Source organism: Streptosporangium sp. LJ11, from assembly GCF_051918945.1.
Lineage (GTDB): Bacteria > Actinomycetota > Actinomycetes > Streptosporangiales > Streptosporangiaceae > Streptosporangium.
This window is the reverse complement of record NZ_JBPXMB010000013.1, coordinates 181,322-197,322: the sequence shown is the minus strand read 5'-3', so window position 1 is coordinate 197,322 and position 16,001 is coordinate 181,322. Positions and strand designations below refer to the sequence as shown.

Here is a 16,001-nt window from a genome sequence, read left to right as displayed (position 1 = left end):
GGCGTTTTCAGCGTTTTCGGCGTGCTCGGCGTGCTCGGGGTACGGCGATGCTCTCAGTGTCCGGTGATGAGCCGGTTCAGCGTCCGGTGATGGAGTCGGCGACGCGGGCCAGCACCGAGGTGCGGCCGAGCCCCGCCTTCTCCCTGGCGTCGGCCCGGCGGTAGAGGTCGTACATGGCGTGCACGCCGAGCCACCGCAGCGGTTCCACCTCCCAGCCTCGCACCTTGCGGCCCACCCAGGGCAGGGACGCCAGCTCGGTGTCCTCGCGCAGGATCAGGTCGCGCAGGGTACGGCCGGCGAGGTTGGTCGTGGTCACCCCGTGTCCGGTGTAGCCACCCGCCCAGCCGATGCCGGTGGTGTGGTCGACGTGCACGGTGGCGCACCAGTCGCGGGGCACCCCGAGCACCCCGGACCAGGCGTGCGCCACCCGGGAGGCCCGGAGCGCGGGGAACATCCCGGTCAGCAGCTCCCAGAGCGCCTCGATCGTCCACTCGTGGGTGTGGCCCCGGTCGTCCACCCGGGATCCGTACAGGTAGGGCTTGCCGCGCCCGCCGAACGCGATCCTGCCGTCGGCGGTGCGCTGGGCGTACATGTAGTAGTGCGCCATGTCGCCGAGCAGCTCGTGTCCCGCCCAGCCGATCTCGTCCCACAGCGCGCCCAGCGGCTCGGTGACGATCATCGAGCTGTTCATCGGCAGCCACGTCCGGTGGTACTGCCTCAGCTCGGCGGTGAAGCCCTCGGTGGCGCGGATGACGTACTCGGCGCGGACGGTGCCGTACGGCGTGCGGGCCTCGCGCGGGGCGATCTCGGTGACCGGGGTGCGTTCGAGGATCTCCACCCCGAGGTTCCGCACGGTCTCGGCCAGGCCCCTGGCCAGCTTGGCGGGCTGGATCCTGGCGCAGTGCGGGCTCCAGATCGCGCTGACCGCGCCGTCCACCCGCAGGCGCTCCTCCCGCTCGGCGGGGTCGAGCAGCCGCACGTCCTCCTCGGTCCAGCCCCAGTGGCGCTCGTGGGCGAGCAACTGGTGCAGCCGCCGGTCCTGGGCGGTGTTGGTGGCGACCGTGGTGACGCCGCCCTTGACGATGTCGGCGTCGATCTTCTCGTCCTCGGCGACGGCGACGACCTCGTCGACGGTCTCGAACATCACCCGCTGCAGCCGCCTGGCCGCGTCCGCGCCGTGCGTCCTGGCGTAGCGCTCGGGGGTGCCGGCCAGCTCGCCGACCAGCCAGCCGCCGTTGCGCCCGGAGGCGCCGTACCCGGCGAACTCCTTCTCCAGTACGACGACCCGCAGACCGGGGCTCGCCTTCTTCAGGTAGTAGGCGGTCCACAGGCCCGTGTAGCCGGCGCCGACGATGGCCACGTCGGCGTCGAGGTCTCCGGCGAGGGGGGCACCGGGGGAGGGGATGCCGAGGGAGCGGTACCAGAAGGAGACGTCTCCGTTGACGAAGTCCCCAGCCAGGGGAACGCGCGTGCTCATGGCCTCATATCCTGCTATATCCGTCTATCTAGGTGTGCCTGTCAACGGAAACCGTTGCAGAAACGCCGTACTGCCGCGTAACAAGGATCTTCCTAGACGTAACGATGGGCTCACTCATGTGTAGCAGTCCCGTAACAGTGTCAGGAAAGGCTATCCCCCAACAGAGGGAGCATTCTGATGGGGTTTCTGAGGATTCGTACGACCGTTGACGAGCGACCGGGACGGCTCGCCTCGCTGGCCGCCGCGCTCGCCGCCAAGGGTGGCAACATCCTGGGTCTGAGCGTGCAGACCGACGTGGACGGCACGGTCGACGAGTTCGTCACGGACATCCCCGCCGGGGCCGAGGCGGTGCGCGAGGCGCTGGAGGCCGCCGGCGGGCGCCGGGTCCAGGTCGTCACCGCCACCGCCCACGAGCTGACCGACGAGCCCACCCGCGTCCTCCTGCTCGCCTCCCGGCTGCGCATGACGCCCTGGCGCCTGCCCGAGTTGCTGGGGGAGCTGCTGCGCGCCGACGACTCCCGCTGGGTCTACGGTTCGGAGATGAGCGATCTTCCGGACCCGACCCTGCTGACCGTGCCCGTGGCACCGCGCCGCGCGATCAGGATCCGCCGGGCCGAGCTGCCGTTCACCCTGACCGAGGCCGCCCGCGCGGCCTCCTTCGTCCGCCTGGCGCAGCCCCCCGTCGAGCAGTCCGGGACCGACCGCGAGATCACGCTCTCCGACGGCGTCGAGGTCAGTGTCCGCCCGCTCACCCGGCTCTACCGCGAGGCCGTACGCGACCTGCACGACCGCTGCTCGCCGGAGGCCCGCAGGTTCCGCTACTTCACCTCGATGCCGGTGCTGCCGCCGAAGGTCTTCGACCGGCTCTGCGACCGCAGCCGGGGCCACTCGATCGTCGCCGGACACGACGGCCAGGTCGTCGGTCTCGCCAACCTGATGTTCACCCCGGATCCCGGCATCGCGGAGATGGCGTTCCTGGTCGAGGACCGCTGGCAGGGCAGGGGGCTGGGGACGGCGCTGGCCGGGATGCTCGTCCGCCAGGCCCGCGACCTGGGCTTCGCCGAGGTCAGGGCGACCCTGCTGTCCGACAACGTGCGCATGCGCAGGCTCCTGGTCTCGCTCGGCGCGACCCTGAGCTACACCGAGGACCCCGGCGTGGTGGAGGCCAGGCTGGCCGTGGGCGTGATGGCGACGGCATCCCCGAGCTGACCCCATCGCGTGGCCTTCCCGTTTCGAGATCGCTCAGGGGTCCCGAAGCGGGGAGGCCGCACTCTTCCGACTCTTCCGCGTTCCCGCCTCAGGAGGCCTGCCCCTCCTGGGGCGGGGACTCCGGGGTGCGGGGCACGCCGGAGACGTCGTCATCGTCCCGGGGCGTACCGGCGTCGCCATCGTCTCCGCCGGTGGTGGTGGTGCCGTCGCGAGAGGCGCCGCCGGTGTCGCGGGAGGTCTCGATGGCGTCCAGCCTGCGCTCGATCCGGTCCAGGCTCTCCTGGATGCGCTCCAGCCTGGCGGAGAACGTCGCTCCCATGACGTGGAAGCCCTCCTCCGCCGTCACCGCGCGCTCGGGGTCGCGCCGCCCGAGCAGCGAGATCACCTGGGCGCGTACGGCCTCGAGGCGCGCGCCCTGCCCCGTCAGCACCTGGGCGGCCACGCCCTCGCCCTCGCGGATCAGCCCGAGCAGGATGTGCTCGGTGCCGATGTAGGTGTGGTGCAGGCCGAGCGCCTCGCGCAGGGACAGCTCGAGCACCTTCTTGGCGCGCTGGGTGAACGGGATGTGGCCGCCGGGGCTCTCGTCGCCCCTGCCGATGATCTCCTCCACGTCGTTCCTGACACGCTCGCCGCTGATGCCGGAGGCCCGCAGGGCGCGACCGGCGACGCCGTCCTGCTCGAGGACCAGTCCGAGCAGGATGTGCTCGGTGCCGATGTGGCCGTGGCGCAGTCGCCTGGCCTCCTCCTGTGCCAGGACCACGACACGGCGGGCACGGTCGGTGAAGCGCTCGAACACGGGAAGCCTCCGTGAGGGGTGTCGAGGTGCCTGCCCCCACTATGCGCCAGACGGCCGGTGAGCGGGAGGACATCTCCCCCGGCAATTCCCGGCCCCGTGTCGGGGAAAGCTTACATTTTAGGGTTAGATTTGAGGGAAATGGCTTTCGCGTCCGGGGGCGGCGTGCGTAGGGTCCCCGCATGACGATCGACGCCTTCATCGACGCCCTGCCCAAGGTCGAGCTCCACGTCCACCTGATCGGCTCCGCCTCGGTCCCCACCGTGCTGGAGCTCGCCCGCCGCCACCCCGACGGGGGCGTCCCCACGGACGAGGAGGAGCTGCGGGCCTTCTACAGGTTCACCGACTTCCCGCACTTCGCCCGGATCTACCAGGCGGTCAACGCCCTGGTCCGCGAGCCGGAGGACGTGGCGACCCTGGTGCTCGGGCTGGCCGCCGACCTCGCCCCGCAGAACGGCCGCCACGTCGAGCTGACCGTCACGCCGTACGCCCACCACGTCGTCGGCATGCCGATGCGGGAGGTCACCGAGGCGCTCGACCTGGCCGCCCGGCGCTCCCGCGAGGAGCACGGGGTGCGGATGGCGTACGTGTTCGACATCCCCGGTGAGTACGGAGCCGAGGCGGCCCGGGTCACCCTGGACCACGCGCTGCAGGAACCTCCCCAGGCATTGGTAGGTTTCGGACTGGCCGGAATCGAGCAGGAACGCCCGAAGTATCGTGACGTCTTCGCGGACGCCTTCCGCGCCGCCACCGCCGCCGGGCTGCGCAGCCTGCCGCACGCGGGGGAGATGACCGGCCCCGAGACCATCTGGGAGGCCCTCGACCTCCTGGGCGCCGAGCGGATCGGCCACGGCACCTCCTGCGTGGACGACCCTCGCCTCGTCGCCCACCTTCGCGAGACCCAGATCCCCCTGGAGGTCTGCCCCACCTCCAACGTCTGCACCGGCCAGGTCGCCCGCGTCGAGGAGCACCCGCTGCCCCGCATGATCGAGGAGGGCCTGTTCGTCACCCTCAACAGCGACGACCCGCCCATGTTCGCCACCACCCTGAGCCGCGAGTATCGCGTCGCCGCCGACAAACTGGGCCTGGACCGCGAGACCCTCACCACCCTGGCCCGCAACGCCGTCGAGGCCTCGTCGATGGACCGGGCGGACAAGAAGGAGCTCCACGCCGAGATCGACACCGTCGCCGCCCAGCACTCAGGGACGGCGCTCTGACAGCCCACGGGCGGCGACGGCGAGAGCCGGGGTCAGGGGGAGGAGATCCGGCTCAGGCTCGAAGGGATCTTGGAGGCCGCGGCCCTGTCCAGCAGGAAGAGGGTGCGCTGACGACCCCGGGCACCGGCGGCCGGGACCTGCATGGTTCCCGAGTCCGACAGCGCCAGCCGTACCGCTCCCGCCTTCTCCTCGCCGGCGGCGATCACCCACACCTCGCGGGAGCCCTGGATGACCGGCAGCGTCAGCGAGACGCGGATGGGCGGAGGCTTGGGCGAGCCGTGCACCGCCACCACCGGGCGGGTGTCGTACAGGGCGGGCATACCGGGGAACAGCGAGGCGACGTGGCCGTCCGGGCCCATGCCCAGCATCATGAGGTCGAACGACGGGGCCGGGCCGTGGTCCTCGGGGCGCGCCGCCCGACGCAGCTCCTCGGCGTACGCCTCGGCCGACTCCTCGGCGGTCATGCCGGAGTCGGGGCCGCGCATCACGTGGACCCGCTCGGGGTCGAGGTCGAGGTGGTCGAGCAGGGCCTTGCGGGCGCCGGTCTCGTTGCGCTCGGCGTCGCCGCTCGGCAGGAAACGCTCGTCACCCCACCAGATGTCCACCTTGCGCCAGTCGACGGCGTCCCTGGCGGGGGAGGCGGCGATCTCGGCGAGGGTGGCGATGCCGACGGTCCCGCCGGTCAGGACCAGATGGGCCGAGCCCTTGGCCGACTGGGCGTCGACGGCTCGGACGATCACCCGGGCGGCGACGGCCTTGGCGAGCACGTCGGCGTCGCGGTGGGTGATCACGGTGGGAACGCTCACGGGACTTCTCTTTCGAAAGGAGGTGCCCCGCGGCCGTGGCCGCGGGGCACTCGCGGCTCAGGACTTCTTGGTCTGGGCGAGTCGCTTGATCGCGGCCGCGTAGATCTCGTCGGGGTCCAGCCGCCGCAGCTCCTCGGCGAGCAGCTCCGACGTCGGGCGCCGGGTCAGGGCGACCCTGCGGTCCGGCTGGCCGGGACGCGACAGCGTGGCCATGCGGCCGTCGCTCCGGACGACGGTGATGTCACCCTCGGCCGAGACCAGCTTGACCGCGGTCAGGCCGGGCCCGGGGGACTCGGAGACCTTCACGGAGGCGCCGAGGCGGTCGCCGAGCCAGGCCGCCAGCAGCAGGGCGCTGGCATGACCGGACACGGCCTCCACGGTGCCCCGCTTGACCTTGCCCACCGGCTGGTCGAACGCGGCGGCCAGCAGGCTCCGCCACGTCGTCAGCCGGGTCCAGGCCAGGTCGGTGTCGCCGGGCACGTAACCACGGGCCCGGCCGGTGATCGCCTGGACCGAGTCGGCCGCCGACCGCGCGTCGATGATGCGGCGCTGGGCCAGCATGCCGATCGGGTCCTTGGAAGGAACCTCGGGACAGTCGCTGGGCCACCAGGCCACCACCGGGGTGTCGGTGAGCAGCAGCGGGCTGACCACCGAGTCGGCGTGCCTGGTCAGCTCCCCGTACAGGCGGAGCAGGATCACCTCGCCCGGGGTCGACTCACCGAACCGGATCTCGGCGTCGAGCCGGTTGGGCTCCTCCGAGTCGCGGGGGATGACGACCAGTATCCGGGAGGGGTGTTCCCTGGCCGCCTCGGTCGCCGCCCGGACCGCGTCGTACTGGTCGCTCTCGCCGCAGACCACCACCAGGGTCAGCACCATGCCGACCGCCGGGGTGCCCATCTGGTGACGCAGGTGGGTGAGCTGCGAGGAGATCTTCGAGGCGTTCGTGCCGCTGAGCATGAAACTGGTCATCTACAGCCGCCTCCAGGCACGCCCGTCACGGGCCATCATCTCGTCGGCCGAGGCCGGCCCCCACGTGCCCGCGGGATACTCCTCCGGCGGGCCCTGGGTGCTCCAGAACTCCTCGATCGGGTCGAGGATCATCCATGACAGCTCGACCTCGCGCTGGTGCGGGAAGAGCGGCGGGTCGCCGATCAGCACGTCCAGCAGCAGCCGCTCGTAGGCCTCGGGGGAGGACTCCATGAACGACTCGCCGTAGGCGAAGTCCATCGAGACGTCCCTGACCTCCATCGCGGTGCCGGGCACCTTGGAGCCGAACCGCACCGTGATGCCCTCGTCCGGCTGCACCCGGATGACCAGGGCGTTCTGCCCCAGGATCTCGGTGTCGTCCTTGCTGAACGGCAGGTGCGGCGCCCGCTGGAACACCACGGCCACCTCGGTGACCCGGCGGCCGAGCCGCTTGCCGGTGCGCAGGTAGAACGGCACCCCGGCCCAGCGCCGGTTGGCGATCTCCACCTTGATGGCGGCGTACGTCTCGGTGATCGAGTCGGGCGGGATGCCCTCCTCCTGGGTGTAGCCGATGACCGGCTCGCCGCCCTGCCAGCCGGACCCGTAGCGGCCGCGCGCGGTGGCCAGCGACAGGTCCGACGGCAGCCGCAGCGCCTTGAGGACCTTCTCCTTCTCCCTGCGCAGCGAGTCGGCCCCGAACGACGTCGGGTCCTCCATGCCGACCAGGGCCAGCAGCTGCAGCAGGTGGTTCTGGATCACGTCGCGGGCCGCGCCGATGCCGTCGTAGTAACCCGCCCGGCCGCCGATGCCGATGTCCTCGGCCATCGTGATCTGCACGTGGTCGACGTAACTGCGGTTCCAGATCGGTTCGAACAGGTTGTTGGCGAACCGCAGCGCCAGGATGTTCTGGACCGTCTCCTTGCCCAGGTAGTGGTCGATGCGGAACACCGAGCTCTCCGGGAAGACCGCGCTGGTGATCGCGTTGAGCTCCTGGGCGCTCTGCAGGTCGTGCCCGAAGGGCTTCTCGATCACCACCCGGCGCCAGGATCCGGCGGGGCCGTCGGCCAGGCCGGTCCGCTTCAGCTGCTGGACCACGACCGGGAAGAACTTCGGCGGCACCGACAGGTAGAAGCCGTAGTTGCCGCCGGTGCCCCGGGTCTGGTCGATCTCCTTGAGCATCATCGACAGCGCGTCGAACGCGCCGTCGTCGGTGAACTCGCCCCGGCAGAAGAAGATGCCCTCCGACAGCTGCTTCCAGACCTCCTCGCGGAACGGCGTCCGCGCGTGCTCCTTGACGGCGTCGTGCGCCAGCTGCGCGAAGTCCTGGTCCTTCCAGTCGCGGCGGGCGAAGCCGACCAGGGAGAAGCCGGGGGGCAGCAGCCCGCGGTTCGCCAGGTCGTAGATCGCCGGCAGCAGCTTCTTGCGCGCCAGGTCGCCGGTCACGCCGAACAGCACCAGCACGCACGGCCCCGCCACGCGCGGCAGGCGCTTGTCGCGCGGGTCGCGCAGCGGGTTGGCGTCGACCAGTGCCTCGGTGATGCCGACGGTCGCGGCGGCGGTGGCCGTGGTGGCCGTGGGCGTCACCTCCGGCGTGCCCGCCGTCGAGGCGTCCGGCGTGCCGGCGCCGGCGTCCGTCGTGCCCACGACGGCTTCCGTCGTGACGTTCTCCTCGGCGTGCCCGGTCTCCCCGGCACTCGTTCGGGAGTTCCCCTTGCTCATGCGAACCTCCAGCGGCCCATCAGACCTCCCGCGCGGCGGCGAGCAGCCGCGCGACTCCGGTGGCGCGGTCGGTCAGGTGCAGCCGTACGGTGGGACGCCCGCGGCTGGCCAGCGCGCCCTGGTCGCCCAGTGCCTGGGCGAGCTGGAGGCGGCCCAGCGTGTAGGGCTTGCCGGGGACCTCGAGGTCGTTCTCGACGGCCCCGGTGATCTGCAGGAACACCCCGTTCTGCGGACCGCCCTTGTGGTACTGGCCGGTGGAGTGCAGGAAACGAGGGCCCCAGCCGAAGGTGACCGGGCGTTCGGTGCGGATCGCGAGCATCCCGCGCAACGTGGCCGGGTCGGCCCCGCTCCACACGTCCGTCATCTCCTCGAACGAGGCGCCGTCGGGATACGGGGCGTCGAAGGCCGCCTCACGGTCGAGGTAGGCCATCACCGCGAGGTAACCGCGGTCGGGGATCGACTCCAGCAGCCGGGTGAGCACGTCCGACAGGTCCTTGACGTCCTCGGAGCCGGGGAACTCGCCGTACACCTCCACCGGGCCGTCGACCAGGAGCGGCGTGCCGACCGGCAGCTCGGCCCGGTCCAGCAGCTTGGCGGTGTTCTCCTTGGACTCGGCCACGTTCGGCTGATTGAACGGGTCGATGCCGAGGACGCGGCCCGCGACGGCCGTGGCGTACTCCCAGACGAGGAACTGCGCGCCCAGCGGGCCGACGACGGTCACGGCGGCGTCGGTGTCGATCCCGGCGAGCAGCTCGTCGTCGGCGTCACCCGGGTCGGCGCCCACGACGGGCAGGATGCCCTTGCCGGACTTGCCGGTGGACTCGGCGACCAGCTGCTCGATCCAGTCGGGCAGGCCGTTGATCTCCGACAGGCTGTCCTCGATCACGAGCTTGTCGCGACCGGCCGCCGCGGCGGCGCCCAGGGCGGCGCCGAGGTCGAGGCCGGGGTTGCCCTCGGTCCGCGACAGCAGCGGCGCCACCTCGGCCGCGTCGTCGAGCAGCCGCTCGACGTCGGCGCCCGCCAGCGCGCTGGGCACCAGGCCGAACGCGGTCAGGGCGCTGTAGCGGCCGCCCACGTTCGGGTCGGCCAGGATCACCTGGTAGCCCGCCTCGCGGGCGCTCAGCTCCAGGGGCGAGCCGGGGTCGGTGACGACGACGATCCTGCTCGCCGGGTCGATCCCCGCGTCGCGGAAGGCCTTCTCGTAGATCCGCCGGTGGCTGTCGGTCTCGACCGTGCCGCCGCTCTTGCTGGCGACGACCAGGATCGTGCTCTCCAGCCGGTCCTCCAGCGCGCGGCGCACCTGGCCGGGGTCGGTGGTGTCGAGCACGGTCAGGGGCACGTCGGCGGAGGCGGTGATGACCTCGGGGGCGAGGGAGGAGCCGCCCATGCCCGCCAGGACCACGTGGTCCAGGCCCTCGGCACGGGCCCGCTCCACCAGCGCGCCGATCTCGGGAAGCAGCTGCCTGCTCGTCGCCGGGAGGTTGAGCCAGCCGAGGCGGACGGCCGCCTCGGCCTGGGCCTCCTGGCCCCACAGCGTGGCGTCGCCGGAGGCCAGGGCCTGGGGAACCCCCTCGGAGACGAGCTGCCCGGCGGTCTCCCCGGCCTGCTCGGTGAGGTCGTCGTCGCCGAACGTTACGGACACTGACATATGTTCCTCACGCCTTCTTCAGCTCGGAGGAGACGGTCTCCAGCAGCTCTTTCCAGGAGGCCTCGAACTTGTCCAGGCCGTCCTCCTCCAGGAACCGCACGACGTCGTCGTAGTCGATGCCGGCCTCCTTGAGCGCGGCCATGGTGTTCCAGGCCTCCTCGTAGGAGGAGCGGACCGTGTCACCGGTGATGCCGCCGTGGTCGGCCGTCGCGTCGAGGGTCTTCTCCGGCATCGTGTTGACCGTGCCGGAGGTGACCAGCTGGTCGACGTAGAGGGTGTCGGGGTAGTCGGGGTTCTTCGTGCCGGTGGAGGCCCACAGCGGGCGCTGCGGACGGGCGCCGGCCGCGGCCAGCGCCTGCCAGCGCGAGGACTCGACGACCTCCTCGAAGGCGGCGAAGGCCAGGCGGGCGTTGGCGACGGCGGCCTTGCCCCTCAGCGCGAGGGCCTCGGGAGTGCCGATCTTGTCCAGGCGCTTGTCGATCTCGCCGTCCACCCGGCTGACGAAGAACGAGGCCACGGACTCGATGTTCGCCAGGTCCAGGCCGTTGACCTTCGCCTGCTCCAGGCCGGTCAGCCAGGCGTCCATCACGGCGCGGTAGCGCTCCAGGGAGAAGATCAGCGTGACGTTGACGCTGATGCCCTCGGAGATCGCCTGGGTGATCGCGGGCAGGCCCTCGACGGTGGCGGGGATCTTGATGAACAGGTTGGGCCGGTCGACCAGCCACCACAGCGCGCGCGCCTCGGCGACGGTCTTGTCGGTCTCCCTGGACAGGCGAGGGTCGACCTCGATCGACACCCGGCCGTCCACCTGGCCGGTGGCGTCGTAGACCGGCCTCAGCACGTCGGCGGCCCAGCGGATGTCGTACGTGGTGATGGCCCGCACGGCCTCCTCGACGTCGACGCCGCGGATCTTCAGGTCGTGCAGCTGGCCGTCGTAGGCGTCGCCCTTGCTCAGCGCCGACGCGAAGATCGTCGGGTTGGAGGTGACGCCGACCACGTGCTTGTCGCGGATCAGGGACTGCAGGTTGCCCGTACGCAGGCGCTCGCGGCTGATGTCGTCCAGCCAGATGGAGACGCCCTGCTCGGAGAGCTTCTTCAGGATCTCACTCATGATCAGTTTCCCGTCGTCTCGCCCTTGTCGGCTCCGGTCTTGGCGAGGCTCGCCTTGGCGGCGGCGGCCACGCGCTCGGCGGTCAGGCCGAACTGTTCGTAGAGGGTCTTGTAGGGGGCCGAGGCACCGAAGTGCTCCAGGCCGACCACCACGCCCTCGTCTCCCACGAACTCCCGCCAGCCCAGCGAGATTCCCGCCTCCACCGCCACGCGGGCGCGCACCGAGGAGGGCAGCACCGTCTGCCGGTAGGCCGCGTCCTGGGCCTGGAACCACTCCACGCACGGCATCGACACGACCCGGGTGGCGATGCCCTGCGCCTCCAGGATCTCGCGGGCACCGAGGGCGATCTCGACCTCGGAGCCGGTACCGATCAGGACCACCGAGGGCTGCCCGTCGGAGGCGTCCCGCAGGACGTAACCGCCGCGGGCGACCTTCTCCGCGTCGCCGGTGCCCTCGAAGACCGGCAGGTTCTGGCGGGTCAGCGCCAGCGCGGCCGGGCGGTCGTTGTGCTCGAGCACGACCTGCCAGGCGGCGGCCGTCTCGTTGGCGTCGGCCGGGCGGACCACGTCGAGGCCGGGGATGGCGCGCAGCGACCACAGGTGCTCGACGGGCTGGTGCGTCGGGCCGTCCTCGCCCAGGCCGATGGAGTCGTGCGTCCACACGTAGGTGACCGGCAGCCTCATCAGCGCCGCCAGCCGCACGGCCGGGCGCATGTAGTCGCTGAACACCAGGAACGTGCCGCCGTACGGGCGGGTGCCGCCGTGCAGCGCGATGCCGTTGAGGATCGCCCCCATGCCGTGCTCGCGGATGCCGAAGTGCAGCGTGCGGCCGTAGGGGCCGCCGGGGAACTCCTTGGTCTGGAACTCCTCGGGAATGAAGGACGGCTCGCCCTTCATCGTGGTGTTGTTGGACTCGGCCAGGTCGGCCGAGCCGCCCCACAGCTCGGGCAGCACCGGCGCGAGGGCGCTGAGCACCTCGCCGGAGGCCTTGCGGGTGGCGACGGAGGAGCCGATCTCGAAGGACGGCAGCGCCTCGGTCCAGTCCGCCGGGAGCTTTCGCGCGGAGATGCGGTCGAACTCGGCGGCGCGCTCGGGATTGGCCTCGCGCCAGCTCTCGTAGAGCTTGTCCCACTCGGCGCGCACGGCCCGGCCGCGCTTGACGACCTCACGGGAGTGCTCCAGGACCTCGGCGGGGACGTCGAAGCTCTTCTCGACGTCGAAGCCCATGATCTTCTTGGTCGCGGCGACCTCGTCGGCGCCCAGCGCCGAGCCGTGGATCTTGCCGGTGTTCTGCTTGTTGGGGGCGGGCCAGCCGATGATCGTGCGCAGCCGGATGAACGACGGCCTGCCGGTCTCGGCGCGAGCGGCCTCCAGCGCCTGGTGCAGCGCCTCGACGTCCTCGACGTAGTCGCCCGTCCGGGTCCAGTCGACGGTCTGGGTGTGCCAGCCGTACGCCTCGTAGCGCGCGACGACGTCCTCGCTCAGCGCGATCTGGGTGTCGTCCTCGATCGAGATGTGGTTGCTGTCGAAGACGACGGTGAGGTTGCCCAGCCGCTGGTGGGCCGCGAGGGCGCTCACCTCGTGGCTGATGCCCTCCTCGATGTCGCCCTCGGAGGCGATGCACCAGATGTTGTGGTCGAACGGGCTCGCGCCCGGGGCGGCGTCCGGGTCGAACAGGCCGCGCTCGCGGCGGGCGGCCATCGCCATGCCGACCGCGTTGCCGATTCCTTGGCCGAGCGGGCCGGTGGTGGTCTCGACGCCGACGGTGTGGCCGTGCTCGGGGTGGGCCGGGGTCAGGCTCTCCCACTGGCGCAGCCCCTTGAGGTCGTCCAGGCTGAGGCCGTACCCCGACAGGAAGAGCTGGATGTAGAGGGTCAGGCTGCTGTGACCCGCGGAAAGGACGAACCGGTCACGGCCCGCCCACGAGGGATCTGACGGGTCGTGCCGCATCACCTGCTGGAACAGCAGGTACGCAGCCGGCGCCAGGCTCATCGCGGTGCCGGGGTGACCCGATCCCGCCTTCTCTACCGCGTCCATGGCCAGGGCCCGTACGACGTCGACCGCGCGGCGGTCCAGGTCGCTCCATTCGAGGGCTGGCACGAGTTCACTGCTCAAGTGCTCGATCTCCGGATCTAATCGTCTGATTGGCGGCGCCGGTCTGGTATTTCCCGCCCACACCGGACCCTAACGGTTTCGACCTGGCCACCGTGGCGCAGGCCTACCCGGGGCGGGTCCGCGGGATCCGCAGGCGGCGCGCCTCCCGGATGGGAGCCCCCTCGCGCCGCTTCCGCACCCCGTGCCGGGACCGGCCCCCCCTGCAACTACAGTGAGTCCTCAAGGCTGGCTGGTGCCCGCATTCACGGATCCGCTCTAATCAGAGGTTACGCGTTGACCCCGCACGTGCTGGAAGCGCCTTAGATGGTGCTCACCGACAAGCAATCGACGGCCCCGCCCGAGGGGGGCACGACGGTCCCCGAGGCCGCGCCGCGCTCCTTCGGCGACGTCGTGAAGGCGTACGTCGCCCTCACGAAGCCGCGGATCATCGAGCTGCTGCTGATCACGACGCTGCCGGTGATGTTCCTGGCGGCCAAAGGCCTGCCGCCGCTGTGGATCGCCGTCAACACGCTGGTGTTCGGCACCCTGTCGGCCGGCAGCGCGAACGCGCTGAACTGCTACATCGACCGTGACATCGACGCGGCCATGCGCCGCACCCGGCGCCGCCCGCTCGCCCGCGACCTGGTGCCGCCGACGAACGCGCTGATCTTCGGGATCATCCTCGGTGTGTTGTCCACTCTTGGACTCGGCTTGACGGTGAATTGGCTCGCCGCGGGCCTGTCGCTGGGCGCGAACCTGTTCTACGTGCTCGTCTACTCGATGATCCTCAAGCGGCGGACCTCGCAGAACGTGGTGTGGGGCGGCATCGCCGGCTGCATGCCGGTGCTGATCGGCTGGGCGGGCGTCACCGGCAGCCTCGACTGGGCCCCCGTGGTGCTCTTCGGCGTGGTGTTCTTCTGGACGCCCCCGCACACCTGGACCCTCGCGATGCGCTACAAGGAGGACTACGCGGCGGCGAAGGTCCCGATGCTTCCTGTGGTGGCCACCGAGCGCCGCGTGGTGCTGGAGAGCATCGTCTACACCTGGGCCACGGTGTTCTGCTCGCTGCTGCTGTGGCCGATCGCCGGGACCACGCTCCTCTACCCCGCCGTGGCCGCCGTCCTGGGCGCGGCCTGCCTGTGGGAGGTCCACCGCCTCCTCGGCCGGGTCAACGCGGGCAAGACCGGTGTCGACCTGCGCCCGATGCGCTTCTTCCACTGGTCCAACGCCTACCTGGCGCTGCTGTTCCTGGCCGTCGCCATCGACTCGATGTTCGTCTGATGTCCGCCTGACGCTCATCCGACATCCGTCTGAGTCATCTCACACGTACGTTCTCCTCCGGTGCGCCCGTTTCCGCGCCCCGGCCACGGGGGAGACGTCTCCCGGGGGGAAGACGTTTTCTTGACCGGCCCGGGGCGGGCCTGGTCGTGGGGAGGGTGATTCGTGGTCTTCGGGAAACCCTGGGAGCCGGATTCCGGCTCCGGCCGCGGGGGCGGCCCATCACTCGGTACGCTCCCGGGATTCGCGGCGGTCGGACGGTTTCGCCGGATTCGCGGGGTTCGCAGGGTCGTCGGCGGGGCGTGCCCGTGCTCCGACGGCAGGAAGCGGTCCGGTATCGGCGCGGGGTTCGTCAACCTTCGGGCGGTAATCTCCCGGTTTGAGCCGTGGGGCGAGCGCCAGCGGTTACGGTGGCCACATGGCCGGCCATGACCCCCGCTGGGTGCTCAGGGACCGTCCGTCGGTCACGCTGATCGTCGGGCTCGTCCTGGCGGGACTGTGCGCCCTGGTGTCGTTCTCCTTCGACGTGCTGAACGGCGACCCGGTCTACTTCTTCATCGCCCTGGGCCTCGCGCTGGCACCCGTCCCGGTGCTGCTGGCCGCGGTGCTGGCGCTCGACCGCATCGAGCCCGAGCCGCGCGCCAACCTGCTCTTCGCGTTCGCCTGGGGCGCGGGCGTGGCGGTCCTGGTCGCCGGGGTGATCAACTCCTTCAACCTGATCTACGTCGAGAACACCGTCCGGCTGGGCTACGACTACGCGCGCAACCTCACCGCCACGTTCGGCGCCCCGGTGGTCGAGGAGACGATGAAGGGCCTGGTCCTGCTGGGCCTGCTCAGGTTCAAACGCGCCGAGCTGGACGGGCCCACCGACGGCATCATCTACGCCAGCATGGTCGGCCTCGGCTTCGCCATGAGCGAGAACGTCAGCTACTACGTGGCCGCGCTCGACGAGCTGGGCGCGCAGGGCCTGGCGGTGACCGTCGTGCTGCGCGGGATCCTCTCGCCGTTCGCGCACCCGCTGTTCACCTCCATGATCGGTGTCGCGGTGGCCTACGCGGCGCAGCGCCGGGGACCGGGGCGGATCTTCGTCATCGCCGCCGGGTGGATCGGCGCGATGCTGCTGCACGGCATCTGGAACGGCTTCGCCTCCTACGTCGGCATCGGCGGCCTGGCCATCGCCTACCTGCTGCTGATGGCCGTGCTGTTCGCGCTGATCTGGATCATCTTCCGCGACCGCAAGCGCATCATCGGGCTCATCCAGACCTACCTGCCCGCCTACTGGGCGACGGGGCTGGTCTCCTCGGGCGACGTGGCGATGCTCTCCTCCCTGCCCAGCCGCCGCCAGGCCCGGCAGTGGGCCAGGAACCACGGGGGCAGGACGGCCCTGCGGGCGATGAGCGACTACCAGCTCGCGGCCACCGAGCTCGGCCTGCTCCACGAGCGGGCCAGGGGCCACGTGATCGACGAGCGCACGTTCAACGAGGAGCAGCGGGCGCTGCTGGAGTGCATGGCCGGTGCCCGCGCCCGGTTTCCCGCGTCGCCCGCGGCCGGGAGCGCCACTGCGGGCCACACCTCCGGCGGCCCCGGCGGCGCGGGCGCTTCCCCCCATCCGCAGGGCGGCTCCGCCGGTCACCCCGGTCCCGGTCACCCGCCGCAGGGCGGGGCGTTCCGCCTGTAGGGCGTC

The 16,001-nt window shown here is 71.2% G+C and carries 11 protein-coding genes and 1 pseudogene; 4 read left to right on the top strand and 8 right to left on the bottom strand.

Annotated features, from left to right (window positions below; translation table 11 throughout):
• Positions 1-76: 76 nt before the first annotated feature.
• Positions 77-1,477, bottom strand: coding sequence for an NAD(P)/FAD-dependent oxidoreductase (locus tag ACTOQ3_RS20770; RefSeq protein ID WP_440085004.1), 1,401 nt, complete (start codon positions 1,475-1,477; stop codon positions 77-79).
• 177 nt (positions 1,478-1,654) lie between these two features.
• Between ACTOQ3_RS20770 and ACTOQ3_RS20765 the strand changes: the two genes are divergently transcribed.
• The gene (locus tag ACTOQ3_RS20765; protein ID WP_440085003.1) at positions 1,655-2,686 is read left to right on the top strand and encodes a GNAT family N-acetyltransferase; all 1,032 of its coding nucleotides are present in this window, start codon (positions 1,655-1,657) and stop codon (positions 2,684-2,686) included.
• A 370-nt stretch (positions 2,687-3,056) separates the two neighbouring features.
• Here ACTOQ3_RS20765 and ACTOQ3_RS20760 read toward each other — a convergent pair.
• Positions 3,057-3,482, bottom strand: a pseudogene (locus ACTOQ3_RS20760) (Clp protease N-terminal domain-containing protein); the annotation flags it as partial.
• A gap of 179 nt (positions 3,483-3,661) precedes the next feature.
• Between ACTOQ3_RS20760 and add the strand changes: the two are divergent.
• The gene (gene add / locus ACTOQ3_RS20755; RefSeq protein ID WP_440085002.1) at positions 3,662-4,696 is read left to right on the top strand and encodes an adenosine deaminase; all 1,035 of its coding nucleotides are present in this window, start codon (positions 3,662-3,664) and stop codon (positions 4,694-4,696) included.
• Between the two features lie 32 nt (positions 4,697-4,728).
• Here the strand turns inward: add and pgl are convergent, their stop codons facing one another.
• Genes pgl through tkt form a run of 6 tightly spaced genes read right to left on the bottom strand, consistent with a single transcriptional unit; the run spans position 4,729 to position 12,982 of the window.
• A complete protein-coding gene (gene pgl, locus ACTOQ3_RS20750; RefSeq protein ID WP_440085001.1) occupies positions 4,729-5,502 on the bottom strand; it encodes a 6-phosphogluconolactonase in 774 nt (257 codons plus the stop codon).
• Between the two features lie 57 nt (positions 5,503-5,559).
• Entirely contained in the window at positions 5,560-6,471 is a 912-nt protein-coding gene (locus tag ACTOQ3_RS20745) for a glucose-6-phosphate dehydrogenase assembly protein OpcA (RefSeq protein ID WP_440066029.1), read from the bottom strand.
• On the bottom strand, positions 6,472-8,187 hold the full coding sequence (gene zwf / locus ACTOQ3_RS20740; protein ID WP_440085000.1) for a glucose-6-phosphate dehydrogenase: 1,716 nt from the start codon (positions 8,185-8,187) through the stop codon (positions 6,472-6,474). It abuts the gene before it with no gap.
• A gap of 19 nt (positions 8,188-8,206) precedes the next feature.
• Positions 8,207-9,835 carry a glucose-6-phosphate isomerase gene (locus ACTOQ3_RS20735; RefSeq protein WP_440084999.1) on the bottom strand — a complete coding sequence of 543 codons (1,629 nt, stop codon included), beginning with the start codon at positions 9,833-9,835 and terminating at the stop codon, positions 8,207-8,209.
• 7 nt (positions 9,836-9,842) lie between these two features.
• Positions 9,843-10,946: a transaldolase gene (tal, locus tag ACTOQ3_RS20730; RefSeq protein WP_440084998.1), complete on the bottom strand. Its 1,104-nt coding sequence runs from the start codon at positions 10,944-10,946 to the stop codon at positions 9,843-9,845.
• Positions 10,947-10,948: 2 nt separating this feature from the next.
• Entirely contained in the window at positions 10,949-12,982 is a 2,034-nt protein-coding gene (gene tkt, locus ACTOQ3_RS20725) for a transketolase (RefSeq protein ID WP_440085040.1), read from the bottom strand.
• Between the two features lie 381 nt (positions 12,983-13,363).
• Between tkt and ACTOQ3_RS20720 the strand changes: the two genes are divergently transcribed.
• Together ACTOQ3_RS20720 and ACTOQ3_RS20715 are read left to right on the top strand one after the other, a co-directional pair.
• On the top strand, positions 13,364-14,320 hold the full coding sequence (locus ACTOQ3_RS20720) for a heme o synthase (protein WP_440066033.1): 957 nt from the start codon (positions 13,364-13,366) through the stop codon (positions 14,318-14,320).
• Between the two features lie 415 nt (positions 14,321-14,735).
• Positions 14,736-15,995, top strand: a complete 1,260-nt coding sequence (locus ACTOQ3_RS20715; protein WP_440084997.1) for a PrsW family intramembrane metalloprotease — start codon at positions 14,736-14,738, stop codon at positions 15,993-15,995.
• The last annotated feature ends 6 nt before the right edge of the window (positions 15,996-16,001 follow it).